This is a genomic window from Candidatus Defluviilinea gracilis, assembly GCA_016716235.1.
GTDB classification, from domain to species: domain Bacteria; phylum Chloroflexota; class Anaerolineae; order Anaerolineales; family Villigracilaceae; genus Defluviilinea; species Defluviilinea gracilis.
The window spans coordinates 1671133-1688690 of sequence record JADJWS010000001.1; the positions used below are offsets into that span (position 1 = coordinate 1671133).

The 17558-nt window shown below is 53.0% G+C and carries 17 protein-coding genes; 9 read left to right on the forward strand and 8 right to left on the reverse strand.

Annotated features, from left to right (window positions below; genetic code table 11):
• Positions 1-23: 23 nt before the first annotated feature.
• The 9 genes from IPM31_07840 (at position 24) to IPM31_07880 (ending at position 8635) form a co-directional block, all read left to right on the forward strand.
• Positions 24-566 (forward strand): hypothetical protein, encoded by a 543-nt coding sequence (locus IPM31_07840; protein ID MBK9006892.1) that lies wholly within the window; start codon positions 24-26, stop codon positions 564-566.
• 14 nt (positions 567-580) lie between these two features.
• Positions 581-2566, forward strand: a complete 1986-nt coding sequence (locus IPM31_07845) for a beta-lactamase family protein (GenBank protein ID MBK9006893.1) — start codon at positions 581-583, stop codon at positions 2564-2566.
• A 98-nt stretch (positions 2567-2664) separates the two neighbouring features.
• Positions 2665-3477 carry a CPBP family intramembrane metalloprotease gene (locus tag IPM31_07850; GenBank protein ID MBK9006894.1) on the forward strand — a complete coding sequence of 271 codons (813 nt, stop codon included), beginning with the start codon at positions 2665-2667 and terminating at the stop codon, positions 3475-3477.
• A 41-nt stretch (positions 3478-3518) separates the two neighbouring features.
• A complete protein-coding gene (locus tag IPM31_07855; protein ID MBK9006895.1) occupies positions 3519-3899 on the forward strand; it encodes a nuclear transport factor 2 family protein in 381 nt (126 codons plus the stop codon).
• 168 nt (positions 3900-4067) lie between these two features.
• Entirely contained in the window at positions 4068-4592 is a 525-nt protein-coding gene (locus IPM31_07860) for a hypothetical protein (protein ID MBK9006896.1), read from the forward strand.
• A 9-nt stretch (positions 4593-4601) separates the two neighbouring features.
• Positions 4602-4904: a hypothetical protein gene (locus IPM31_07865; GenBank protein ID MBK9006897.1), complete on the forward strand. Its 303-nt coding sequence runs from the start codon at positions 4602-4604 to the stop codon at positions 4902-4904.
• A 505-nt stretch (positions 4905-5409) separates the two neighbouring features.
• Positions 5410-6492, forward strand: a complete 1083-nt coding sequence (locus tag IPM31_07870; GenBank protein ID MBK9006898.1) for a hypothetical protein — start codon at positions 5410-5412, stop codon at positions 6490-6492.
• A complete protein-coding gene (locus IPM31_07875; GenBank protein ID MBK9006899.1) occupies positions 6489-7385 on the forward strand; it encodes a hypothetical protein in 897 nt (298 codons plus the stop codon). Before IPM31_07870 ends, IPM31_07875 begins: the two co-directional genes overlap by 4 nt.
• 158 nt (positions 7386-7543) lie before the next feature.
• Entirely contained in the window at positions 7544-8635 is a 1092-nt protein-coding gene (locus IPM31_07880; protein ID MBK9006900.1) for an RHS repeat-associated core domain-containing protein, read from the forward strand.
• Positions 8636-9334: 699 nt separating this feature from the next.
• Here IPM31_07880 and IPM31_07885 read toward each other — a convergent pair.
• From IPM31_07885 to IPM31_07920, 8 genes are all read right to left on the reverse strand, one after another.
• On the reverse strand, positions 9335-9577 hold the full coding sequence (locus tag IPM31_07885) for a hypothetical protein (GenBank protein MBK9006901.1): 243 nt from the start codon (positions 9575-9577) through the stop codon (positions 9335-9337).
• A 73-nt stretch (positions 9578-9650) separates the two neighbouring features.
• Complete coding sequence (locus IPM31_07890; GenBank protein ID MBK9006902.1) at positions 9651-11186, reverse strand: YifB family Mg chelatase-like AAA ATPase; 1536 nt, start codon at positions 11184-11186, stop codon at positions 9651-9653.
• 79 nt (positions 11187-11265) lie between these two features.
• A complete protein-coding gene (locus IPM31_07895) occupies positions 11266-12084 on the reverse strand; it encodes a carbohydrate ABC transporter permease (GenBank protein ID MBK9006903.1) in 819 nt (272 codons plus the stop codon).
• Positions 12081-12968: a sugar ABC transporter permease gene (locus tag IPM31_07900; GenBank protein MBK9006904.1), complete on the reverse strand. Its 888-nt coding sequence runs from the start codon at positions 12966-12968 to the stop codon at positions 12081-12083. The genes IPM31_07895 and IPM31_07900 overlap by 4 nt, the downstream gene beginning before the upstream one ends.
• Positions 12969-13043: 75 nt before the next feature.
• A complete protein-coding gene (locus IPM31_07905) occupies positions 13044-14381 on the reverse strand; it encodes an extracellular solute-binding protein (protein ID MBK9006905.1) in 1338 nt (445 codons plus the stop codon).
• Positions 14382-14457: 76 nt separating this feature from the next.
• Positions 14458-15690 carry an ROK family transcriptional regulator gene (locus IPM31_07910; protein MBK9006906.1) on the reverse strand — a complete coding sequence of 411 codons (1233 nt, stop codon included), beginning with the start codon at positions 15688-15690 and terminating at the stop codon, positions 14458-14460.
• Positions 15691-15760: 70 nt separating this feature from the next.
• Positions 15761-17074: a DUF4147 domain-containing protein gene (locus tag IPM31_07915; GenBank protein MBK9006907.1), complete on the reverse strand. Its 1314-nt coding sequence runs from the start codon at positions 17072-17074 to the stop codon at positions 15761-15763.
• A gap of 72 nt (positions 17075-17146) precedes the next feature.
• Entirely contained in the window at positions 17147-17524 is a 378-nt protein-coding gene (locus IPM31_07920) for a RidA family protein (protein ID MBK9006908.1), read from the reverse strand.
• Between the last annotated feature and the right edge of the window lie 34 nt (positions 17525-17558).

A 17558-nucleotide genomic window follows, 5' to 3' on the forward strand; every position in this document is an offset into this window, starting at 1 on the left:
ACATTCACTGCTAAGGAGAATCAATGAAACAACCATCATTCGCATCCATCACGCTGAAAACTGCCGCTGTTCATACGGTCACATATTTCATCGTCGGCGTATTGTCGTTCTTTCTTCTTGATTACACCGCAAAATACGCCGACCCCGCAGTTGCGGGCTATTTACGCCAGACGGATCATCCGCTGGTGATGGCGGGACCGTTCTTTCAAATCCTGCGCGGACTTCTGTTCGGGATTGTTTTCTACGCCCTGCGTGAGAGCGTCTTTCCGCACAAGCGCGGCTGGCTGACGTTGTGGCTGGCGCTGACCGTCGTCGGCATTCTCTCGCCCTTTGGCGCCGCGCCGAGTTCCATCGAAGGGATGATCTACACCGTTCTGCCCTCCTGGTTCCATGTGGTCAACTTCCCTGAGATATTCATCCAATCGGGTTTGCTCGCCTTCACGACTCATTATTGGGTCAACCATCCTGAGAAGCGCTGGCTCAACTGGTCGCTGGGTATCGTAACTGCCGTCATTGTGCTGTTGTCGCTGTTGGGCGCGTTGTCCGCGTTTGGCGTTCTCTCATAAGCAGGAATATGAAAATGAAAATCAAAAATCAATCCACAGTGTTACATAAGGTTTATGTTCTTACGCTTTTAGTTGTGTTGCTGATGTCGCTGACCGCGCCCGTCGCGGCGGACGGAGTCGCTGAGGGCAAGAAAATGTTCGTTTCGCCGAATCAGGCTCAAGGTCCGAGCGACGCGGCGGAGATGGAAGCGTTCATGGACGAACTGTTCGCGCGTCACATGGAAGAGAATCACATCGCAGGCGCGGCGGTCGCAGTCGTCAAAGATGGTCAGTTGTTCTTCGCCAAAGGCTATGGCTACGCTGATCTTGAGAATCAAATCCCTGTTGACGCCGAACAGACGATGTTCAAACTTGGCTCGATCACCAAACTGTTCACGTGGACGGCGGTGATGCAACTCGTGGAGCAGGGCAAACTGGATCTGGACGCGGACATCAACACGTATCTTGACTTTCGCATCGCGGACACGTATCCGCAACCGATCACGCTCAGCCATTTGATGACTCACACATCGGGCTTTGAAGATATTCATGCGGATTTGGTGAAGTTGGATGAAGAAAATCTGGCGTCGCCGCGCGAGTGGCTGGTGTCGCACATCCCTGCGCGGGTTCGTCCGCCTGGTGAAGTTGCGGCGTATTCGAATTACAACGCCGCGCTGGCAGGATACATTGTGGCGCGCGTGTCGGGACAATCGTATGGCGAATATGTGCAGGAACACATCATTGCCCCATTGGGCATGAACGGCACGACCGCGCAATATCCCACGCCGCCCGAATTGCTCGCGCGTGAATCGTTGGGATACATGTACGAGGAGGACGCGTATCAAATATTTCCACAATTGTTATCTCCCGAAGACCTCTTCCCCGCTGGCGTCATGCGCTCCACCGCAACAGACATGGCGCGCTTCATGATCATGCACTTGCAGGGCGGCTTCTACGGCGACGCATCCACCGAGATTCGTATCTTGGAAGAATCAACGGCGCGGCAAATGCAAAGCGTTTTATTCGCTCCCGACCCGCGTATCCTGGGCAACGCCTATGGATTTTTTGAATTCAACGATAACGGTCAACGCGTGATCGGTCACAGCGGAAGCGGCGAGCCGATGGAATCCATGCTGCTGCTTTTGCCCGACGAGAACCTCGGCGTGTTTGTCGCGTACAACAGTCTCGGCGCGGGCGAACTCAACCGACAGCATTTCGGATTTCAACGCGCGTTCTTCGATCATTACTATCCCGCGCCCGCCGTCGAATCGATTCAACCGCCAGCCGATTTCAACGAACGCGCTGACCGCTTCGTCGGCGCGTACAAATGGACGATGAGTTCATACACCACGCTCGAAAAATATTTCGCCCTCATGGGTCCGACCATCAACGTCAAAAATCCTGGCGACGGCACGTTACTGCTCGAGTCGCCGTTCGGCAATTGGAGCATCGTCGAGGAAGAGCCGCTTTACTTCCGTTTTGTAGACAGCGCCTATCACGTGGCGTTTCGCGAAGACGAGCAGGGGCGCATCGTCTACCTCTTCACCGATCTCACGCCGATGATGTCGTTCGAAAAAGTTCCGTGGTACGAGACGCTCGGATTCAACATGCCCTTGCTGATGATCAGCCTGCTGTTGTTCCTCTCCATGCTCATCGTGACGTTGATCCGCTTCATTCGGGACCGACGGCTGGTCGCTGACCCTCAGCCTTTCTCTCCCTCCATCCGCGTCGCCACGCGACTCATCGTTGGCGTCAGCCTCCTCAACCTGCTGTTCATCGTCGGCAACGTGATGTGGGGCGAGCAGATCGTGTTCGGAATCCCGTTCGCCTACAAACTCACGCTGGGACTCGGCGTCCTCTCCGCCCTGCTGACCGTCGCCGCAGTAGTCTATTGCATCCTTGCCTGGAAAGATCGCTACTGGGGCTCCGCCTACCGAATCTATTACACGCTAGTAACTCTCGCTGCCGTTGCGTTTGTCTGGTTTTTGAATCAATGGAATTTGTTGGGCTGGAGATATTAAGGCGTACCGCAAAGTTCACTTTGCGTGCGTTCTCTTACGCGCCTGTTGGCGTTAGAGAACGCCAACTACACAAAATGTAAAACAAAAAGGAGAATCAAATGTCAACGCAAGAACTCGCTTCAACAAACAAAGTACAGGAAGTTTCCACTGCGACGACGGATCAATACACCCTCTGGCAGATCCTCGGAATCTGGGCGCTCGTCACTCTGCCAATGGTAGTGTTGGTTTGGGTGGTCTCTCCCATCGTCATTCCTCGCGTGCCGTTGCATCCTGGCGTCACGTATTGGTTATTGATCATCGTGGGCATGATGTGGCAGTTCGTCGTGGCGCTCGCGATCACATATCGCGAACTCGGCACGTTGCGCTGGAGCGCCATCCGCCAGCGGTTATGGCTTCAAACTCCGCGCGACCCGAAGACCGACAAGCCGAATCCAAAATTGTATTGGTGGTTGATTCCCGCCCTGATTTACAACGGCGTGGTTGGCTTTGTGCTGATCGGGTATGTGGACGCGCCCATGGGCTGGCTGTTCCCAACACTCAAGCCTCCCTATGAAATGAGTCAACTGGCGACGCCCGAATTTCATGGTCAATGGTGGCTGTTTGGCGTGTTGCTCGTCAGTCATCTCTTCAACTATTTTCTGGGTGAGGCGTTCCTCTGGCACGGCGTGCTGTTGCCCAAAATGCAGGGAGTCTTCGGGAAGTACGATTGGGCGGCAAACGCCGTTCTCTTCGGCTTTTATCACCTGCACAAACCCTGGGCGCTCCCCAGCGTCATCCTCACGAACATGGCATACAGTTGGCCCGCGCGACGCTTTCGCAGTAATTGGATGGCGGTCATCGTGCATGGCGTGGAAGGACTCCCAGGTTTGGTGATGGTTCCGCTGGTCATCCTCGGATTGGCAGGCGGGTAGATGGGACTCGTCCTCGGCTTGGCGTGATCAAGAGTAACCATATGAACATTTTGACTCACGCTCACTTTCAGCAATGGATGGAAACGTATGGCCGCGCCAGCGCGGAGGATGATCCGTTTACGTCGGCTAATCTTTTTGCGAAGGATGCCGCGTATTACGAAACACCCTTCGCTGAACCCATGATTGGGCGCGATGCCATCTTCGATTATTGGAATAAAGGCGCGCAAAATTTGAGGGACAAAGAATCCACCTTCGAGATTCTCTCCGTGAACGGTCATTCGGGTATGGCTCGCTGGCAATCGCAATTCACGGTCATCGAATCGGGCAAACGCCTCGCGCTGGATTGTGTGTTCATCGTTGAGTTTGACGACGATGGTTTGTGTCAAACCTTCCGCGAGTGGTGGCGTACGCGCGAGGTGTGAGTACCGCAAGATTCATCTTGTGCGCACATCGCAAAGTTCGCACACCTCGCAAAGTGAACTTTGCGGCACAAAAATTGTACGGTTTTTTGTGGGGATAATCCAGACCAAAAGGTTGAACGGGAATGCCATAATGCGCGCATCGAAAAAAATTACCAAAGGAGAAAACTCATGGCTATCCTATCCAACCTCTATGTCATCCTCATCCTGCGCGTGTTACACATCGGCGGGGGAATCATGTGGGTGGGGAGCGCGACGCTCTACCTATTGTTGCTCATCCCCGTTGCGCGTTCGCTTCATCCTGCGGGACAGAAATTCCTGCAAACGCTCGGTCCGAAATTCGGCGCGATGATGGGACTCGTTACCACGGTCACCGTGCTTTCGGGCGCGTTGCTGTACGCGCGCTTCTTCGCGGGCGGGATCAGTTTCATCTGGACGACGGGCGCAGGCTTCGCGTTCACCGTCGGCGCAGTGGCGGCGCTCGCCTCGTACGCGCTGGGAGTGGCGGTCTTCGGCAGGATGCAGGAACGCATCGCAAAATTCGGGGCGGAGATCGAGTCTGCGCAGAGCGCGCCGAATCAATCTCAAGTCCAGGAGATGAACCGCTTGCAGTCGTCGTTGATGAAGGCGTATCGGTTCGAGTTCGTCCTGCTCATCGTCGCCATGCTGGGAATGGCTGTCGCGCGTTATCTGTAGGTCCAACCGATGTTTGCGCGAATTTGGCGCGGGATCGCCCGCACGTCTGTCATTGAAAAATATTTTCACTATGTGAGTGAACGGGTGATCCCCGCCTATCGCGCCGCGAGCGGCTGCCGTGACGTGTGGGTGTTGCGGCAGCCGCAGGATGAATTTACCAGCATCATCCTGCTCTCGTTTTGGGAGTCGCGCGATGCGTTGGACGCTTTCGCCGATCCGCAATTGAAATCCGAATCCCTTCGCGGCGAGCGCGAGTCGCTGTTGGCGTTTGAATCCACAGCGGCGGCGTATGAAGTGATCGTGGTGGATTGAGTTGAATGTCTGATTGTGAGGGAAAAGCCGTCCCATGATACGCCCGCGCGGATAGATTCATCTGGCACATCCTCACTTATATCAAACTGAAGCAAAAAGAAGATAGATTGGCGCGAGAACGTATTAAACGAGAACACCCCTAACAAGGGGTGTCCATGCTCTTTTAGCCTTTGTTCTCTATCTGGCGGGCATAAACCCGACAGGGCGGAATTTCAACGTATCCATGTCCTTTATGCTTTAGAACAACGCCTCGATTTTCAGCCACTTTTCCGTTTTCATCCTTTGGAAACCCTCATTCTTGTACGGTAGAGAAAAACCAAGAAGTACTACTCCATCGCAGGGATGATGGTAGGGCAATCGCATTTGGATTTTTTGTCCGCTAATCCTCACGAATTCACGCTAATCTATCTCGGAAAAATTCGCGCAGACTGGCGAAGATTAGCGGTTTCGAAGGCAAAACACCGTGTTTTGAGCCTCGAGATTTTCAAATGCGATTACCCTAGGGATGATGGTTGCCGTCAACGATGGAACGGGATTACAATACCTGCTCACTGACCATCTCGGCTCAACCGTAGCAGTCACAAATCAATCTGGCACATTAACATCCCAACAACGCTATCTCCCCTTCGGCGCGGCGCGGACGATTCCCAACTCTCCCATCCTCGGCACGGACTTTACCTACACCGGTCAACGCAAACTGGACGATGGCATGGGCGGGGTCATGGATTACAAGGCACGGTCTTATTCGGTTGGGTTGGGGAGGTTCTTGCAGGCGGATAGCATAATCCCTGACCCAGTGAACCCGCAAAGCTTCAATAGATTTTCATATGTATTAAATCGGCCGATCTTCTACAGAGATCCTAGTGGTCATACCTATATGTGTGATGAGAGCTGTGAAGAGAACCTTGGGCGAAGGCAATACACTGTTGATGATATGGCGGAACTTTATGGCATTAGCTTCAACCCGGGTTGGAGTGTCACAAATAGAGCTATAGCTATGCTGGCTGTTTACAATATTGCCAAGAAGCTACAAAATGAAAGAAATTCAGCCGCAGACAGCGCTTATCAATCTTGCCTGGAAAATATGAGCGGACCTACATCAACATGTTCACAATCGGCGCCAATTTCCACATCGGATGCATTCAAAGAATCCTATCACTATGGAATAGATTTTGTTTGGGGGTGTTCAGGCTGCGAGAGATTAGGCATAACATCAGGGAAAAAAGAACATACAATTATGTTCCGAGATTTTTATCAGACCGGAGATACTCAGTTAAAAAATACCAACTTGGTGATTCATGAGCTTGGGCACATGTTCAATAACCTAAATACCTGGGTATCGGATCGAAGCGGAAGAGCTTATGGACCCGCATGGTCGTTGACAACAGATTTGGCTGCCAATCGGGACGGGTTCGGTACACAGTGGGTCTATCAGCATAGTGACGATATTTCACAGAGTGAAATATTTGCTGACATGTTTGTTCACTGGATCCAAGGCGGATGGGCAACTGATAGTATATCATCTCAGACCGCTGCGAACGCACGCATTGATTGGCTAAATCAATACATGCCTGGATATTTGCCATGATTAACAAGCCAACTGCCCATAGAATAATAATTGTCATCTTGGTGATCGTAACAGCGACATCGCCACTTGGATGCCTCTCCGCTCCCACAGAAGATACGAATCCAGTAGGAACTGCCTCTTCGCCACAAGCCTCTTCAACACCAGTTTTGGCTCGTACAGCCACAGCGCCACCCACAAGAAAGCCAACTGCAACTTTTGCCTCTACCCGTACACCTCTGCCCGTCCAAACCGACTTGCCAACGATCGAGTCTGACAGTATTACCGCTATGATAGATTCCTTGTACGCGAGGTGCAAGTTGCCCTGTTGGGGAAGCATTATTCCGGGAAAAACAAGCCAGTATGCGGCTAAACGTTTTTTGGCTCCTCTTGGGGAATGGTATGACGGAAGCGAATCATTAGGAGGCGTAGTTGTTGAATATTACAAATCGCCAGCTTCTATCTCCTTTTCGTTAGAACATGGTTTGGTAAAAAGCATCCATCTTGATCCCGGACTCACCACACCTTATCGGATTAATCAACTATTTACGGAATACGGGATGCCAGAAGGTATTCAGATCGAAATAATACCCCTAACTGCTGATCTCACCACATGGTTTAATCTAGCTCTCTTATATCCACGCCAAGGCTTCTTTGCAATTCTTTCCGCGAATGGGACGCCTATCAATTCAATCATTCATATCTGCCCAAGAAATGTATCGCCTGATCTGTATTTGTTCCAGTCAGATACTTATTCGCCGGATCAGATGATGGAGATTCTCTCCGTTGTTCGTCCACATATAGAATTCCAACCTTTAGATACACTTACGAATACAGATATAAGTCAATTCTACGAAACATTTCGCAGTCAAGGTACTGCTTGTGCGCCAACTAATGTAAGATTTCAATTACCGTGAGGTAGGCAATTGCTACATCCGCCAAGCGGACCGGCGACTGCGCCACGGGAACCATCGTCGAATCGTGGTCGTTTGCCTATGATGGGGATGGAGTCCGCGTCAGCACGGCCCACTTCACAGGGACGAGTGGAACGCCCGACTCGACCACTTCCTATTTCATGGGTGGACAGTTCGAAGTAAAGGATGGCGCAACCAAGAAATACTACTCCATCGCAGGGATGATGGTTGCCGTCCACGATGGAACGGGATTACAATACCTGCTCACCGACCACCTCGGCTCAACCGTCGCAGTCACAAATCAATCTGGCACGTTAACATCCCAACAGAGGTATCTCCCCTTCGGCGCGGCGCGGACGATTCCCAACTCTCCCATCCTTGGCACGGACTTTACCTACACCGGTCAACGCAAATTGGACGACGGCATGGGCGGGATTATGGATTACAAGGCGCGGTTTTATTCGGTTGGGTTGGGGAGGTTCTTGCAGCCGGATTCGATTATTCCGAATCCTGCGAATCCACAAAGCATGAACCGATTCGGGTATGTGCTGAATAACCCGATTCGATTCAGTGACCCGACGGGACATAAAGAATATGACGAGGCTGGTGGGGGTATCCCTTGTTATCCTGGCGAATTAACCTGTCAGCTACAAAAAGACGGCTACAAGCCAAAGGCAAGAGAAGAGGTTGTTGAGGATTTATTTCTAATTACACCTCCCACTTTTCAACAAGATCAAAGTGCAACTACCAGCCCAACTGTCATGGACAGAGCCTTTGATGGAGATATTAGAGCTATGCTTGATGTGATTATTCCAACCCACTTTGGTTTTCGGCTTCAAGGAGAATTCTCAATTCCTACTGGTACACCTTGGGGTCCCTCAGGCGCCTTAGGTGTGAACTGGATACACAATTTCCGATCTGGAGAGAACGACAGCAATGCAGATTTCACATTGGAACCGTATTCCGGCGGGTTTGGTGGAGAGATTTCATTTTCGGGTGGAGTTTTGTTCGGTTGGGGTTCGTCTAATGTCAAAGATGTTACAGCAGGAAAAGCTGAAGTCTTTGGAGGTACGGTTGCCGCTGGTCCCGCAGTGTCAGTATCTGTTGTGGCACCAATGCATGATAATGGAACTATGCTTCATGTCGATCCAGCTTATGGGATGGTCCCCACGACTTTATATATTGGAGGTGGATCTGGTTGTTGTTATGCGGGGGGAGGCGCTGGTAAAAGTATAACTATTTTTGACAGGTAAATATTTGATAGCAAAATAAGATAAAGCGGCAGGTAATTGATGACTTTCGAAAAAGCATTAAGAAACATAGTTCGCTACTATGTATTCCTGGTAAGTATTGCGTTTGGTGTGGTACTGTTAGCGCCATCGAATGAGCCTGTGTTGATGAGAATATTGATATGGTTGTTTTTTTACATAGTGGTCTATAGAGGTCTTTACAAACGTTATTCCATGACTGAAGCCGAAAGGGAACCTCTGAAGAAACCACTTCCAGCGTTCTATGAAGACCAACAAGTGACACTTGTGAATGTTCTGCAGGCTATTATCATTTTCTTCCTGTTATGGGGAGTAACTTATGCAACTTTGAAAACATATACATCAGTCCTGGCGCCATCTGAGAACTTGTTTTCTTTGCTTAACGGATTGATCTACAGCATTTTGTACTTTGCTAAAGTCTTTGACAAGTAAGCATTGTGAAGAGTCCTACCCCATCATTGTAAGTTTGTTTCAGAAGTATGTTAAATGTCGATGGTTAAGAAGAATGAATATAGCTTTGCAATTGTCGGATTTGTGGAGAGTGGACGTCGCACTGAGCCTGTCGAAGTGGACGAGTCGAAATGAAAACGGTCTCCGGCGTAACGTCCGCGAGACCGTTTTGTATGAATGACCGCTTCACAAACCAAGCGTGTGTTTCAATGCCTTGTAGATCGTTCTCATCGTTCAGGCTTTAATGGGGTAGTTGTCATACGCGCTCATTTCAGGGCTTTCCCAATCTTCTGCAAAAGTTGCCAACTTCGCGCGTAACTTGCGCGCCTTTGCCTTGGTGATGCCGCGCTTGCGCAAGTCAATTGGCTTGGAATCGAGAAACGTCACGATGACAACGGTCTCATCGCTGATATTCTTCGGCTTTTGAGTCAATTGAATCCTGCCCTTACGATACACTCCTTGAACGCTGGTCAGCATAGTATCTCCTGTTATTGAATTAGATTATACCTGCTTCATAGGCAACAGATCGTTGACCTTGTGACTCATCCCCTCACCCCACGCCTTGCATCAACTTCGGACGGTATTGCAACGCCTCCGCCAAATGCACGGATTGGATGTCTTCGCTCCCCGCCAAGTCCGCGATCGTGCGGGCGAGTTTGAGGATGCGATGATACGCCCGCGCCGATAGATTCATTTGACTCATCGCCGCTCGCATCAAACTCTGACCTTCATCCTGCAACTTGCAAAACTGACGAATCTCGCCCACGCGCATATCGGCGTTGCAAATAATATCGGATTTGCTATTCGCAAAACGTTTTTGTTGAATGTCTCTCGCGGCTTGGACTCGCGCGCGAATCGATTCGCTGGATTCGCCGAGACGATCTCCGCTTAACTTTTCATAATCCACGCGCGGGACTTCGATGTGGATGTCAATTCGGTCGAGCATCGGACCTGAAATGCGTTTTTGATATTTGGTCACCACGCCCTGTGCGCAGGTGCAGGGCTTTTGCGAATCGCCATAGTAGCCGCACGGGCATGGATTCATCGCCGCGATCAATTGAAAGTTTGCGGAGAAAGTGAGTGAGCCTTTCGCGCGGCTGATGGTGACGACTTTATCTTCCATGGGTTGGCGCATCACTTCGAGAACGCGGCTTCCGAATTCGGGGAACTCGTCTAAAAACAAAACACCCCTGTGCGCGAGCGATATTTCTCCGGGCTTGGGGATGTTCCCGCCGCCCACCAGACCCGCGTGTGAAATGGTGTGATGCGGCGAACGGAACGGACGATGTCTGATGAGCGGAGTCCCTGCGGGGAGTTGATCGGCGACCGAATAGATGCGCGTCACATCCAACGATTCTTCGATGGACATTTCAGGCAGAATGCCGGGCATGGCGCGCGCCAATAAAGTTTTTCCCGCGCCGGGCGAGCCAACCATCAACACATTATGTCCGCCAGCCGCGGCGACTTCGAGCGCGCGCTTCACGTGGTCTTGTCCTTTGATCTCGGAAAAATCTGTGGGCGTGTACAACGGCTCGAGCGCGTCACTGCTCGAGGGTTGATAAGGCTGAAGTAAACTGCGACCAGATAAATGGTTGTAAAGATCCGCAAGCGTCCGCACGGGGAACACTTCGAGATCGGGGATCAAAGCCGCTTCGCCCGCATCCGCCTCAGGCACGAACATCCGCTTGTATCCATTAGCGCGCGCGGTTGCCGCCATCGGGAGAATTCCTCGCGTGTGGCGCACGACTCCATCGAGCGAAAGTTCGCCGACGATGAGCGTGTTCTCAACAACGTCGTGCGGCAGATGACCCGAAAGGATGATCACGCCGAGCGCGATGGGCAAATCATACGCGGGTCCTTCTTTGCGGATCGACGCGGGCGATAAATTGACAACGATGCGATGACGGGGAAAATGCAAGCCCGCATTTTTGACGGCGGTCTGCACGCGCTCGCGGCTCTCTTGCACGGCGGCATCGGGCAAGCCGACGATGATAACGGCGGGCAAGCCGTTCGAATAATCCACTTCGACTTCGACGATGACGCCTTCCAACCCAATCACGGCGCATGAGAAAACGCGAGCAAGCATGGCGGAAGTGTAGACGAGGCAGGATGAAATGTCAAACAAAAAGACCCCTTGCGAGGTCTTCTGTTTTCGAGATCGTGTTTCAGCCTTTCAGCGATCCAGCCAGCAAGCCGCGCAGGAAATATCTGCCGAGGAAGATATAGACCAACAGCGTCGGCAACGCGGCGAGAAGCGAGCCTGCCATTTGCACATTCCACGCGATGATCTGACTGCCTGCCATGTTGTTCAATGCGACTGTAATGGGCCATTCGGTGTTGCCGGTCAGCACCACCGCGAAGAGGAAGTCATTCCACGCGGAGGTGAACTGCCAGATCAACACCACCACAAAACTTGGGAGCGAGATCGGCAGGAGAATGTATCGGTAAATTCCCAACATGCTCGCGCCGTCTATTTTGGCGGCTTCGAGGAGTTCTTGCGGCAGACTGGCGTAATAATTTCGGAATGTAAGCGTAGTGATGGGAATGCCGTAAATGATGTGCGCCATTGCCAGCCCGGGCAAGCCGGTGATGCCCGCCGCGTTCATGAACTGCACAAGTGGAATGAGAATGCTTTGATACGGAATGAACATGCCGAACAAAATAAACGGGAAGATCACGTCTGCGCCGCGAAATTTCCATTTGGCGAGGACGAACCCGTTCAATGACCCAAGCGCGGACGACATGAGAGTGGCTGGGATCACCATCAAAAAACTGTTCCACAGCGAGGGTGATAATTTTGCAAACGCTTCAATATAGTTATCGAAGGCGATGCCGCGCGGCAGGTCCCACATGGTCTTCAGGCTAATTTCATCGAATGCCTTGAAGCCGGTGATGATCATCACATACATGGGGATCAGGTAAAAGATCGCCATGCCGATCAACGGAAGGTACAACCAGTTCTTGGAAAGGCGTAGAGATTTCATGATTGCGCCTCCGTTTTGAGGGTGTATCGGATGTAGGGAATGATGAGGATCGCCACACTGAGAAGCAGGATAATACCGATCGCCGCGCCGCGCCCATAGAAGAGGCCGTCGAAGGTTGCCTGCCACATATAAATGGCGGGAACGTCGAGTTGGAGTTGTTTCCCGGCAATCGCCACGATGAGGTCGAACACTTTCAACGACATGTGCCCCAGAATGATGAGGGCGGAAAGCGTCACGGGCGCGAGAAGGGGAATCATGATGTGGCGATAGATCTGCGCTTCGCTGGCTCCATCGATGCGCGCGGCTTCTTTGAGTTCCTGCGGGATGGCGCGCAACCCGGCAAGGTATAACGCCATGGTGTAACCAGACATCTGCCAGATCGCCGCGAGCGCGATCGCCGCCATGCCCCACTGCGGAGTGGTATGCCACGCGTTGACCAGAGAATCCAACCCGAGATTTGTAAATAACAAATTAAACCCGCTCATGCGCGAACCCATGGCGGGATTCATCAACCAGCGCCAGACGACGCCGGTCACGATATAAGAAATTGCCATCGGAAAAAGGAACAGACTGCGGAAGAACCCTTCGCCCCTCAAACCCTGGTCGAGCATGACGGCAAGTAAAAATCCAAGCGTCAGACTGCCGATCACGAATACCCCCGTAAAGATCAATGTGTTCTTCACATCCACGGCAAAGCGCGGGTCTTTGAACAGTTCAATATAATTGTTGATGCTGTTCCATGTATAGTCCGGGTTCAAGCCTTTCCATTTACTCAACGAAACCCGCACCGACCAGGCGATGAATCCATAGACGAAGATCAATACCGCCAAAATGGACGGGGAAACAAGGATGATGTTCAGAACGCGGTCTTTGTCTTTTGTCATAGCGCATCCATTCCTTGGTGGCGATAAAAAATTGCTGAGGCTCCGCGTGGAGCCTCAGCAATTCTAACACTAGACCTACTTGCAGGGACCAGAACTGGCGCAAGCCGCAGCGAGCGCGGACTGGAACGCGTCCACATCGCCGCTGGCGAGGAACAGCCCGAGCGCCGTATCGATCTCGGTCTTCCACGAGTCGTTGGCAACCACGCCGTGAGTCAACGAGCCGACCACGGTGTTGGAGGACCAATCGTCCATGGCAGATTGCAGATATTCGCCGAACAGCGATTTATCGCAATCGGTGCGGGCGCAGATGGAACCCTTGACCGGGTTGAACGCTTCCTGACCTTCCTTTGAGCCTGCCACCTTCAACCATTCGAGCGCGGCATCGTGATGAGGCGCGCCAACCGCAAGGACGAAGGAATCGGAGAGGAACTGGAAGACGCCGTTCGCGCCCGGAGTCGCCGCCCAACCGTAATCGGTGTTGGCGGTCTTGCCCAACTCAATGAAGTAGCCAGCCGCCCAGTCGCCCATCACATTGAACGCGGCTTCGCCGTTCACCACAAGTTGCGAGGCATCCTGCCACGTCAACGAAGCGGAATCGCTATTGGCATAGCTCAACACTTTGGCGTAATTCTCCAAAGCGGTCTTTACTTCTGGGCTGGCCCAATCGGTGGAGCCATCCCACAGACCGTTGTAGGCATCGGGACCAAGCGTGCCGAGCAGGACGGTTTCGAACAGGTGCATCTTCGTCCATTGTTCGCCGAGCGCGAGAGGCTGAACGCCTGCCGCTTGCAGGGTATCCATAGCCGCGAACCATTCATCCATGGTGGTCGGCACTGCCACGCCGTTGGCTTCGAGCAAGCCCGGGTTGTACCACAGCACATTCGCGCGGTGAATGTTGACCGGCACGGAATAGATATTGCCATCCTGCGAGATCAATGGGATCAACGTTTCGGGCATCACATCGAGCCAGCCTTCGGCTTTATACAGATCGTTCAGCGGTTCGATCTGACCGGCGGCAACATAAGTGCCGATCAGTTCCTGACCCGCATGACCCTGCCACGAATCGGGCGGATCGCCAGCCTGCAAGCGGGTCGCAAGGACCGCGCGCGCGTTCGTGCCTGCGCCGCCGGCTACAGCCGCATTGATAAATTCGATGTTCGGGTCTGTGCCGTTGAACACTTTGATCATGGCTTCGAGACCAGCCGCTTCGCCGCCGCCGGTCCACCATGAGAACACTTCCACTTCATCGGCCGCGGCGGGCGCTTCGGTGGCGGGCGCTTCGGTCGCAGGCGCTTCCGTTGCGGGCGCCTCCGTTGCGGCTGGGGGCGCCTCGGTGGCCGCGGGCGCGCAGGATGACAGCGCGATGGAAACGATCATCAACGCGCTCAATAGGTAAAACAGTTTCTTATTCATACTTCTTCTCCTAATCTAAATTGGAAACACGATTGATCGACACGGATACGCTCAAGTTCTTCCTCACGCCTCAACATCACCTCCTTTCAACACTCGATGGATTCCACATGATATCTTCCACAACAATCGCGACCGCGCCAAACAAACTGGCATCGTCTCCAAACACAGATGGGATCACATCCGTCTTCTTCAACACATCGTTCAAAGCACGTTGCGAGATGGCTTCTTTCAGCGCGGGGAGCAAATGCCCGCTTGCCGCGCTCAAGGTGCCGCCAATGACCACCTTCTCCGGGTTGAAGATATTCACCAGCCCGGCGATTCCCTGCCCCATCGCGCGGCCGACCTCGTCAAACGATTCGCGCGCCACCTCATCGCCGCCATCAGCGGCTTGTTTGATGAGTTCCACAGAAAGCGCCGGTTCGTTTTTTTCCAACATCAGGTTTTGCGCAAGACTGGAGCGTCCATTCTTCAAACCCGCCTCCACGCGGCGAATCAGGGCGCGCTGGTTCGCCCGTGTTTCCCAACAACTTGGGTTGCCGCACAGGCACACTTCACCCGTTCCCTCCGACAGGGTGGGGATGTGACCAATCTCACCGGCATACCCGTTGTGACCGCGATACAACTTGCCGTTCAAAAAGAGACCGCCTCCCACCCCAACGCCGGCATAGATGAAAAGAAAATCTTTTGTCTGCCTCATCACGCCGAATAAATGCTCCGCTACTCCAGCGGCATTCGCATCGTTTTCAATATATGCCTTGAGCCCCGTATGCTCGGAGAAAATTTTTCTCAATGGAACATTATGCCAGCGCAAGTTGGGCGAAAAAACCATCACCCCTTCCTTCAAGTCCACGGTGCCCGGCGCGGCAAGCCCCAAGCCCAATAAACGAAGGTTTAAAGCGCGGCAACGAGTCATTGCCTCATCCACCAGGTCCAACGTTTGCTTGATGGTTTTGGTCTTCTCCTCGAAAGGGTCCGCCTTTTCTTTGCGCCTCCAGAGCGTTGTGCCGACAAAATCCATCAATGCCACAGCCACAAAATCAACACCCAACTCCACGCCGATAATTCCCCCAGCCTTGGGGTTGATCTCCAGCAGGGTGGCGGGGCGCCCGGTGCCGATCGTGCCCGTTCCGATCTCATGGATCAACCCGCGCGCAAGTAAATCCTCGACCAAACTCGAAACAGTCGACTTGTTCAACTCGGTCATCACTGCCAACTTGGCGCGCGAAAGAGGCGCGTCATTATGAATGTTCCTCAGAACCAGAGATAAATTCGTCTCTCGAAAGAAGGCTTGATCAGTTGTTTTCTTCATTGTTAGTATGTTGGGGCAACAAACTAATCATAGCCCACCCTTAGAACCCTGTCAATGAAGATTTTCCGATTTACCCACCCGCCCAAAATAAGAAAACTAAATCGTTGACGTTTGTGCCTGTCGGATGTGTGCGGATTAAATCGCCAAGCGACTCGAAGAACGGAAACGCGTCATTTCTCGACAGGCTGTCTGCCTCGCTCAACCCCAGCCTCATCGCCCTTTCAGCCGATTCGCCTGTGGCAACCGCGCCCGCCGCATCGGTGGGACCGTCCTCGCCGTCGGTTGCTAATGCGATCAACATCGCGTTGGGTACATCGCGCAATTCATTGATAGCGGCTAACGCCAGTTCTTGATTCCGCCCGCCTTTGCCATTACCGCGAATGGTTACAGTTGTTTCTCCGCCCGCGATCAAGCAAAACGGACGCGGGCGTTTCGTCGCTTCGTCGCGCAGTTTAGTTGACAGCATCACGCCAACTTCACGCGCTTCGCCTTGCAATTCGTTCGTGAGTATTTCCGAATCAAATCCTTCGCGTTGCGCTTGTTCGAGCGCGGCTTGCGCGGCGAGTCTGTTGTCGCCGATGATGATGTTTTGGACGCGGGAGAATGTTGGGTGATTGGGTTTAGTAGTTTCAAAAAGAGAATTAGAGAATTGGAGAATTGTTGGTTGGATAAGCGCGTATCTTTCAAGAATTGCGCGAGCATCTTCGCGTGTGGTTGGGTCGGGGGCGGTGGGACCTGAGGCGATAGCCTCGAGCGGATTGCCGATCACATCCGAGAGGATCAGGCTGATGATGTTGGCTTTCGTCGCGCGCGCCAAGCCTCCGCCTTTGACTCGGTCCAAGTGGCGGCGGATGGTGTTGATCTCGTTGATGGTCGCGCCCGATGCTAATAACAAAGCGGTGAGCGTTTGCAACTCCTCCAGCGGAATCACCGGCGCGGTCATCAGCGCCGAGCCTCCGCCTGAGATCAAACAGATGAGTGTGTCTTCTTCTTTTAAAGAAGCAACAAACTCAAGCGCGCGTTCGCCCGCGTGGACGGATCGCGCGTCGGGGATGGGATGTCCGCTGAGGAGGAGGGGAAACTGGCTCATTTCCGCGCTGAGCGGAGGTCTGAGCGGAGCGACAGCGGAGACGAAGACCGAAGTCGAAGCGGATGAAGCGTGCTTGCTAATGGCGAGCGCGCCCGCAAGCGGAATCGATTCGGCTAGGGCGGTCATCATCGGAACGGCGGCTTTTCCAACGGCGAGACCGTACACATCGCCCGCCACACTCGGCAAATGACTTTTTACCGCAATGTATGGGTCAACCGCATTCAACGCCGCAGACAAGATTCGCAAGATGCGCGGGTCGTTGAGGCTGTGTGTAGCAAAACGATTTGCATCCATGTTTGGTATCTTATCATCCTGAGAAAAAAAGAAGGCGGTCGCTTCGGGCAACCGCCTTCTCGATGCGCCGCTTTACGGCAACTTTGCGATGGCTTCGATCTCGATCAGAAATTGTTCATCCACCAGGGCGGCGACCACGGTGGCGCGCGCGGGACGCGGCACGGGGAAATATTCCATGTAGATCGGGTTGAACGCTTGCAGGTACTCCGGCTTGGTGATGTAAACGTTCGCCTTCACAACATCCTTGAGGTCACACCCTGCGGCATGCAAGACAGCGCGCATATTTTCCAGCGTGAAACGGGTTTGCTCTTCGATGGTCGCGCCGATGGTTCCATCGGGTGCGCGCCCCACCTGCCCGGCCACGAACAAAAATCCGCCGCTGACGATGCCCGGCGAATAAGGTCCCATGGGGTTTGCGCCTTCCGGTAGTATGGCTTGTTTATCGGTCATGGTAATGTCTCCTGGTTATGGAATGGATTGTCTC

Excerpts from the sequence above, each read along its gene's own strand:
- IPM31_07840 (MBK9006892.1), top strand. The coding sequence starts at position 24 with ATGAAACAACCATCATTCGCATCCATCACGCTGAAAACTGCCGCTGTT.
- IPM31_07845 (MBK9006893.1), top strand. The coding sequence starts at position 581 with ATGAAAATCAAAAATCAATCCACAGTGTTACATAAGGTTTATGTTCTT.
- IPM31_07850 (MBK9006894.1), top strand. The coding sequence starts at position 2,665 with ATGTCAACGCAAGAACTCGCTTCAACAAACAAAGTACAGGAAGTTTCC.
- IPM31_07855 (MBK9006895.1), top strand. The coding sequence starts at position 3,519 with ATGAACATTTTGACTCACGCTCACTTTCAGCAATGGATGGAAACGTAT.
- IPM31_07860 (MBK9006896.1), top strand. The coding sequence starts at position 4,068 with ATGGCTATCCTATCCAACCTCTATGTCATCCTCATCCTGCGCGTGTTA.
- IPM31_07865 (MBK9006897.1), top strand. The coding sequence starts at position 4,602 with ATGTTTGCGCGAATTTGGCGCGGGATCGCCCGCACGTCTGTCATTGAA.
- IPM31_07870 (MBK9006898.1), top strand. The coding sequence starts at position 5,410 with ATGATGGTTGCCGTCAACGATGGAACGGGATTACAATACCTGCTCACT.
- IPM31_07875 (MBK9006899.1), top strand. The coding sequence starts at position 6,489 with ATGATTAACAAGCCAACTGCCCATAGAATAATAATTGTCATCTTGGTG.
- IPM31_07880 (MBK9006900.1), top strand. The coding sequence starts at position 7,544 with ATGGGTGGACAGTTCGAAGTAAAGGATGGCGCAACCAAGAAATACTAC.
- IPM31_07885 (MBK9006901.1), bottom strand. The coding sequence starts at position 9,577 with ATGCTGACCAGCGTTCAAGGAGTGTATCGTAAGGGCAGGATTCAATTG.
- IPM31_07890 (MBK9006902.1), bottom strand. The coding sequence starts at position 11,186 with ATGCTTGCTCGCGTTTTCTCATGCGCCGTGATTGGGTTGGAAGGCGTC.
- IPM31_07895 (MBK9006903.1), bottom strand. The coding sequence starts at position 12,084 with ATGAAATCTCTACGCCTTTCCAAGAACTGGTTGTACCTTCCGTTGATC.
- IPM31_07900 (MBK9006904.1), bottom strand. The coding sequence starts at position 12,968 with ATGACAAAAGACAAAGACCGCGTTCTGAACATCATCCTTGTTTCCCCG.
- IPM31_07905 (MBK9006905.1), bottom strand. The coding sequence starts at position 14,381 with ATGAATAAGAAACTGTTTTACCTATTGAGCGCGTTGATGATCGTTTCC.
- IPM31_07910 (MBK9006906.1), bottom strand. The coding sequence starts at position 15,690 with ATGAAGAAAACAACTGATCAAGCCTTCTTTCGAGAGACGAATTTATCT.
- IPM31_07915 (MBK9006907.1), bottom strand. The coding sequence starts at position 17,074 with ATGGATGCAAATCGTTTTGCTACACACAGCCTCAACGACCCGCGCATC.
- IPM31_07920 (MBK9006908.1), bottom strand. The coding sequence starts at position 17,524 with ATGACCGATAAACAAGCCATACTACCGGAAGGCGCAAACCCCATGGGA.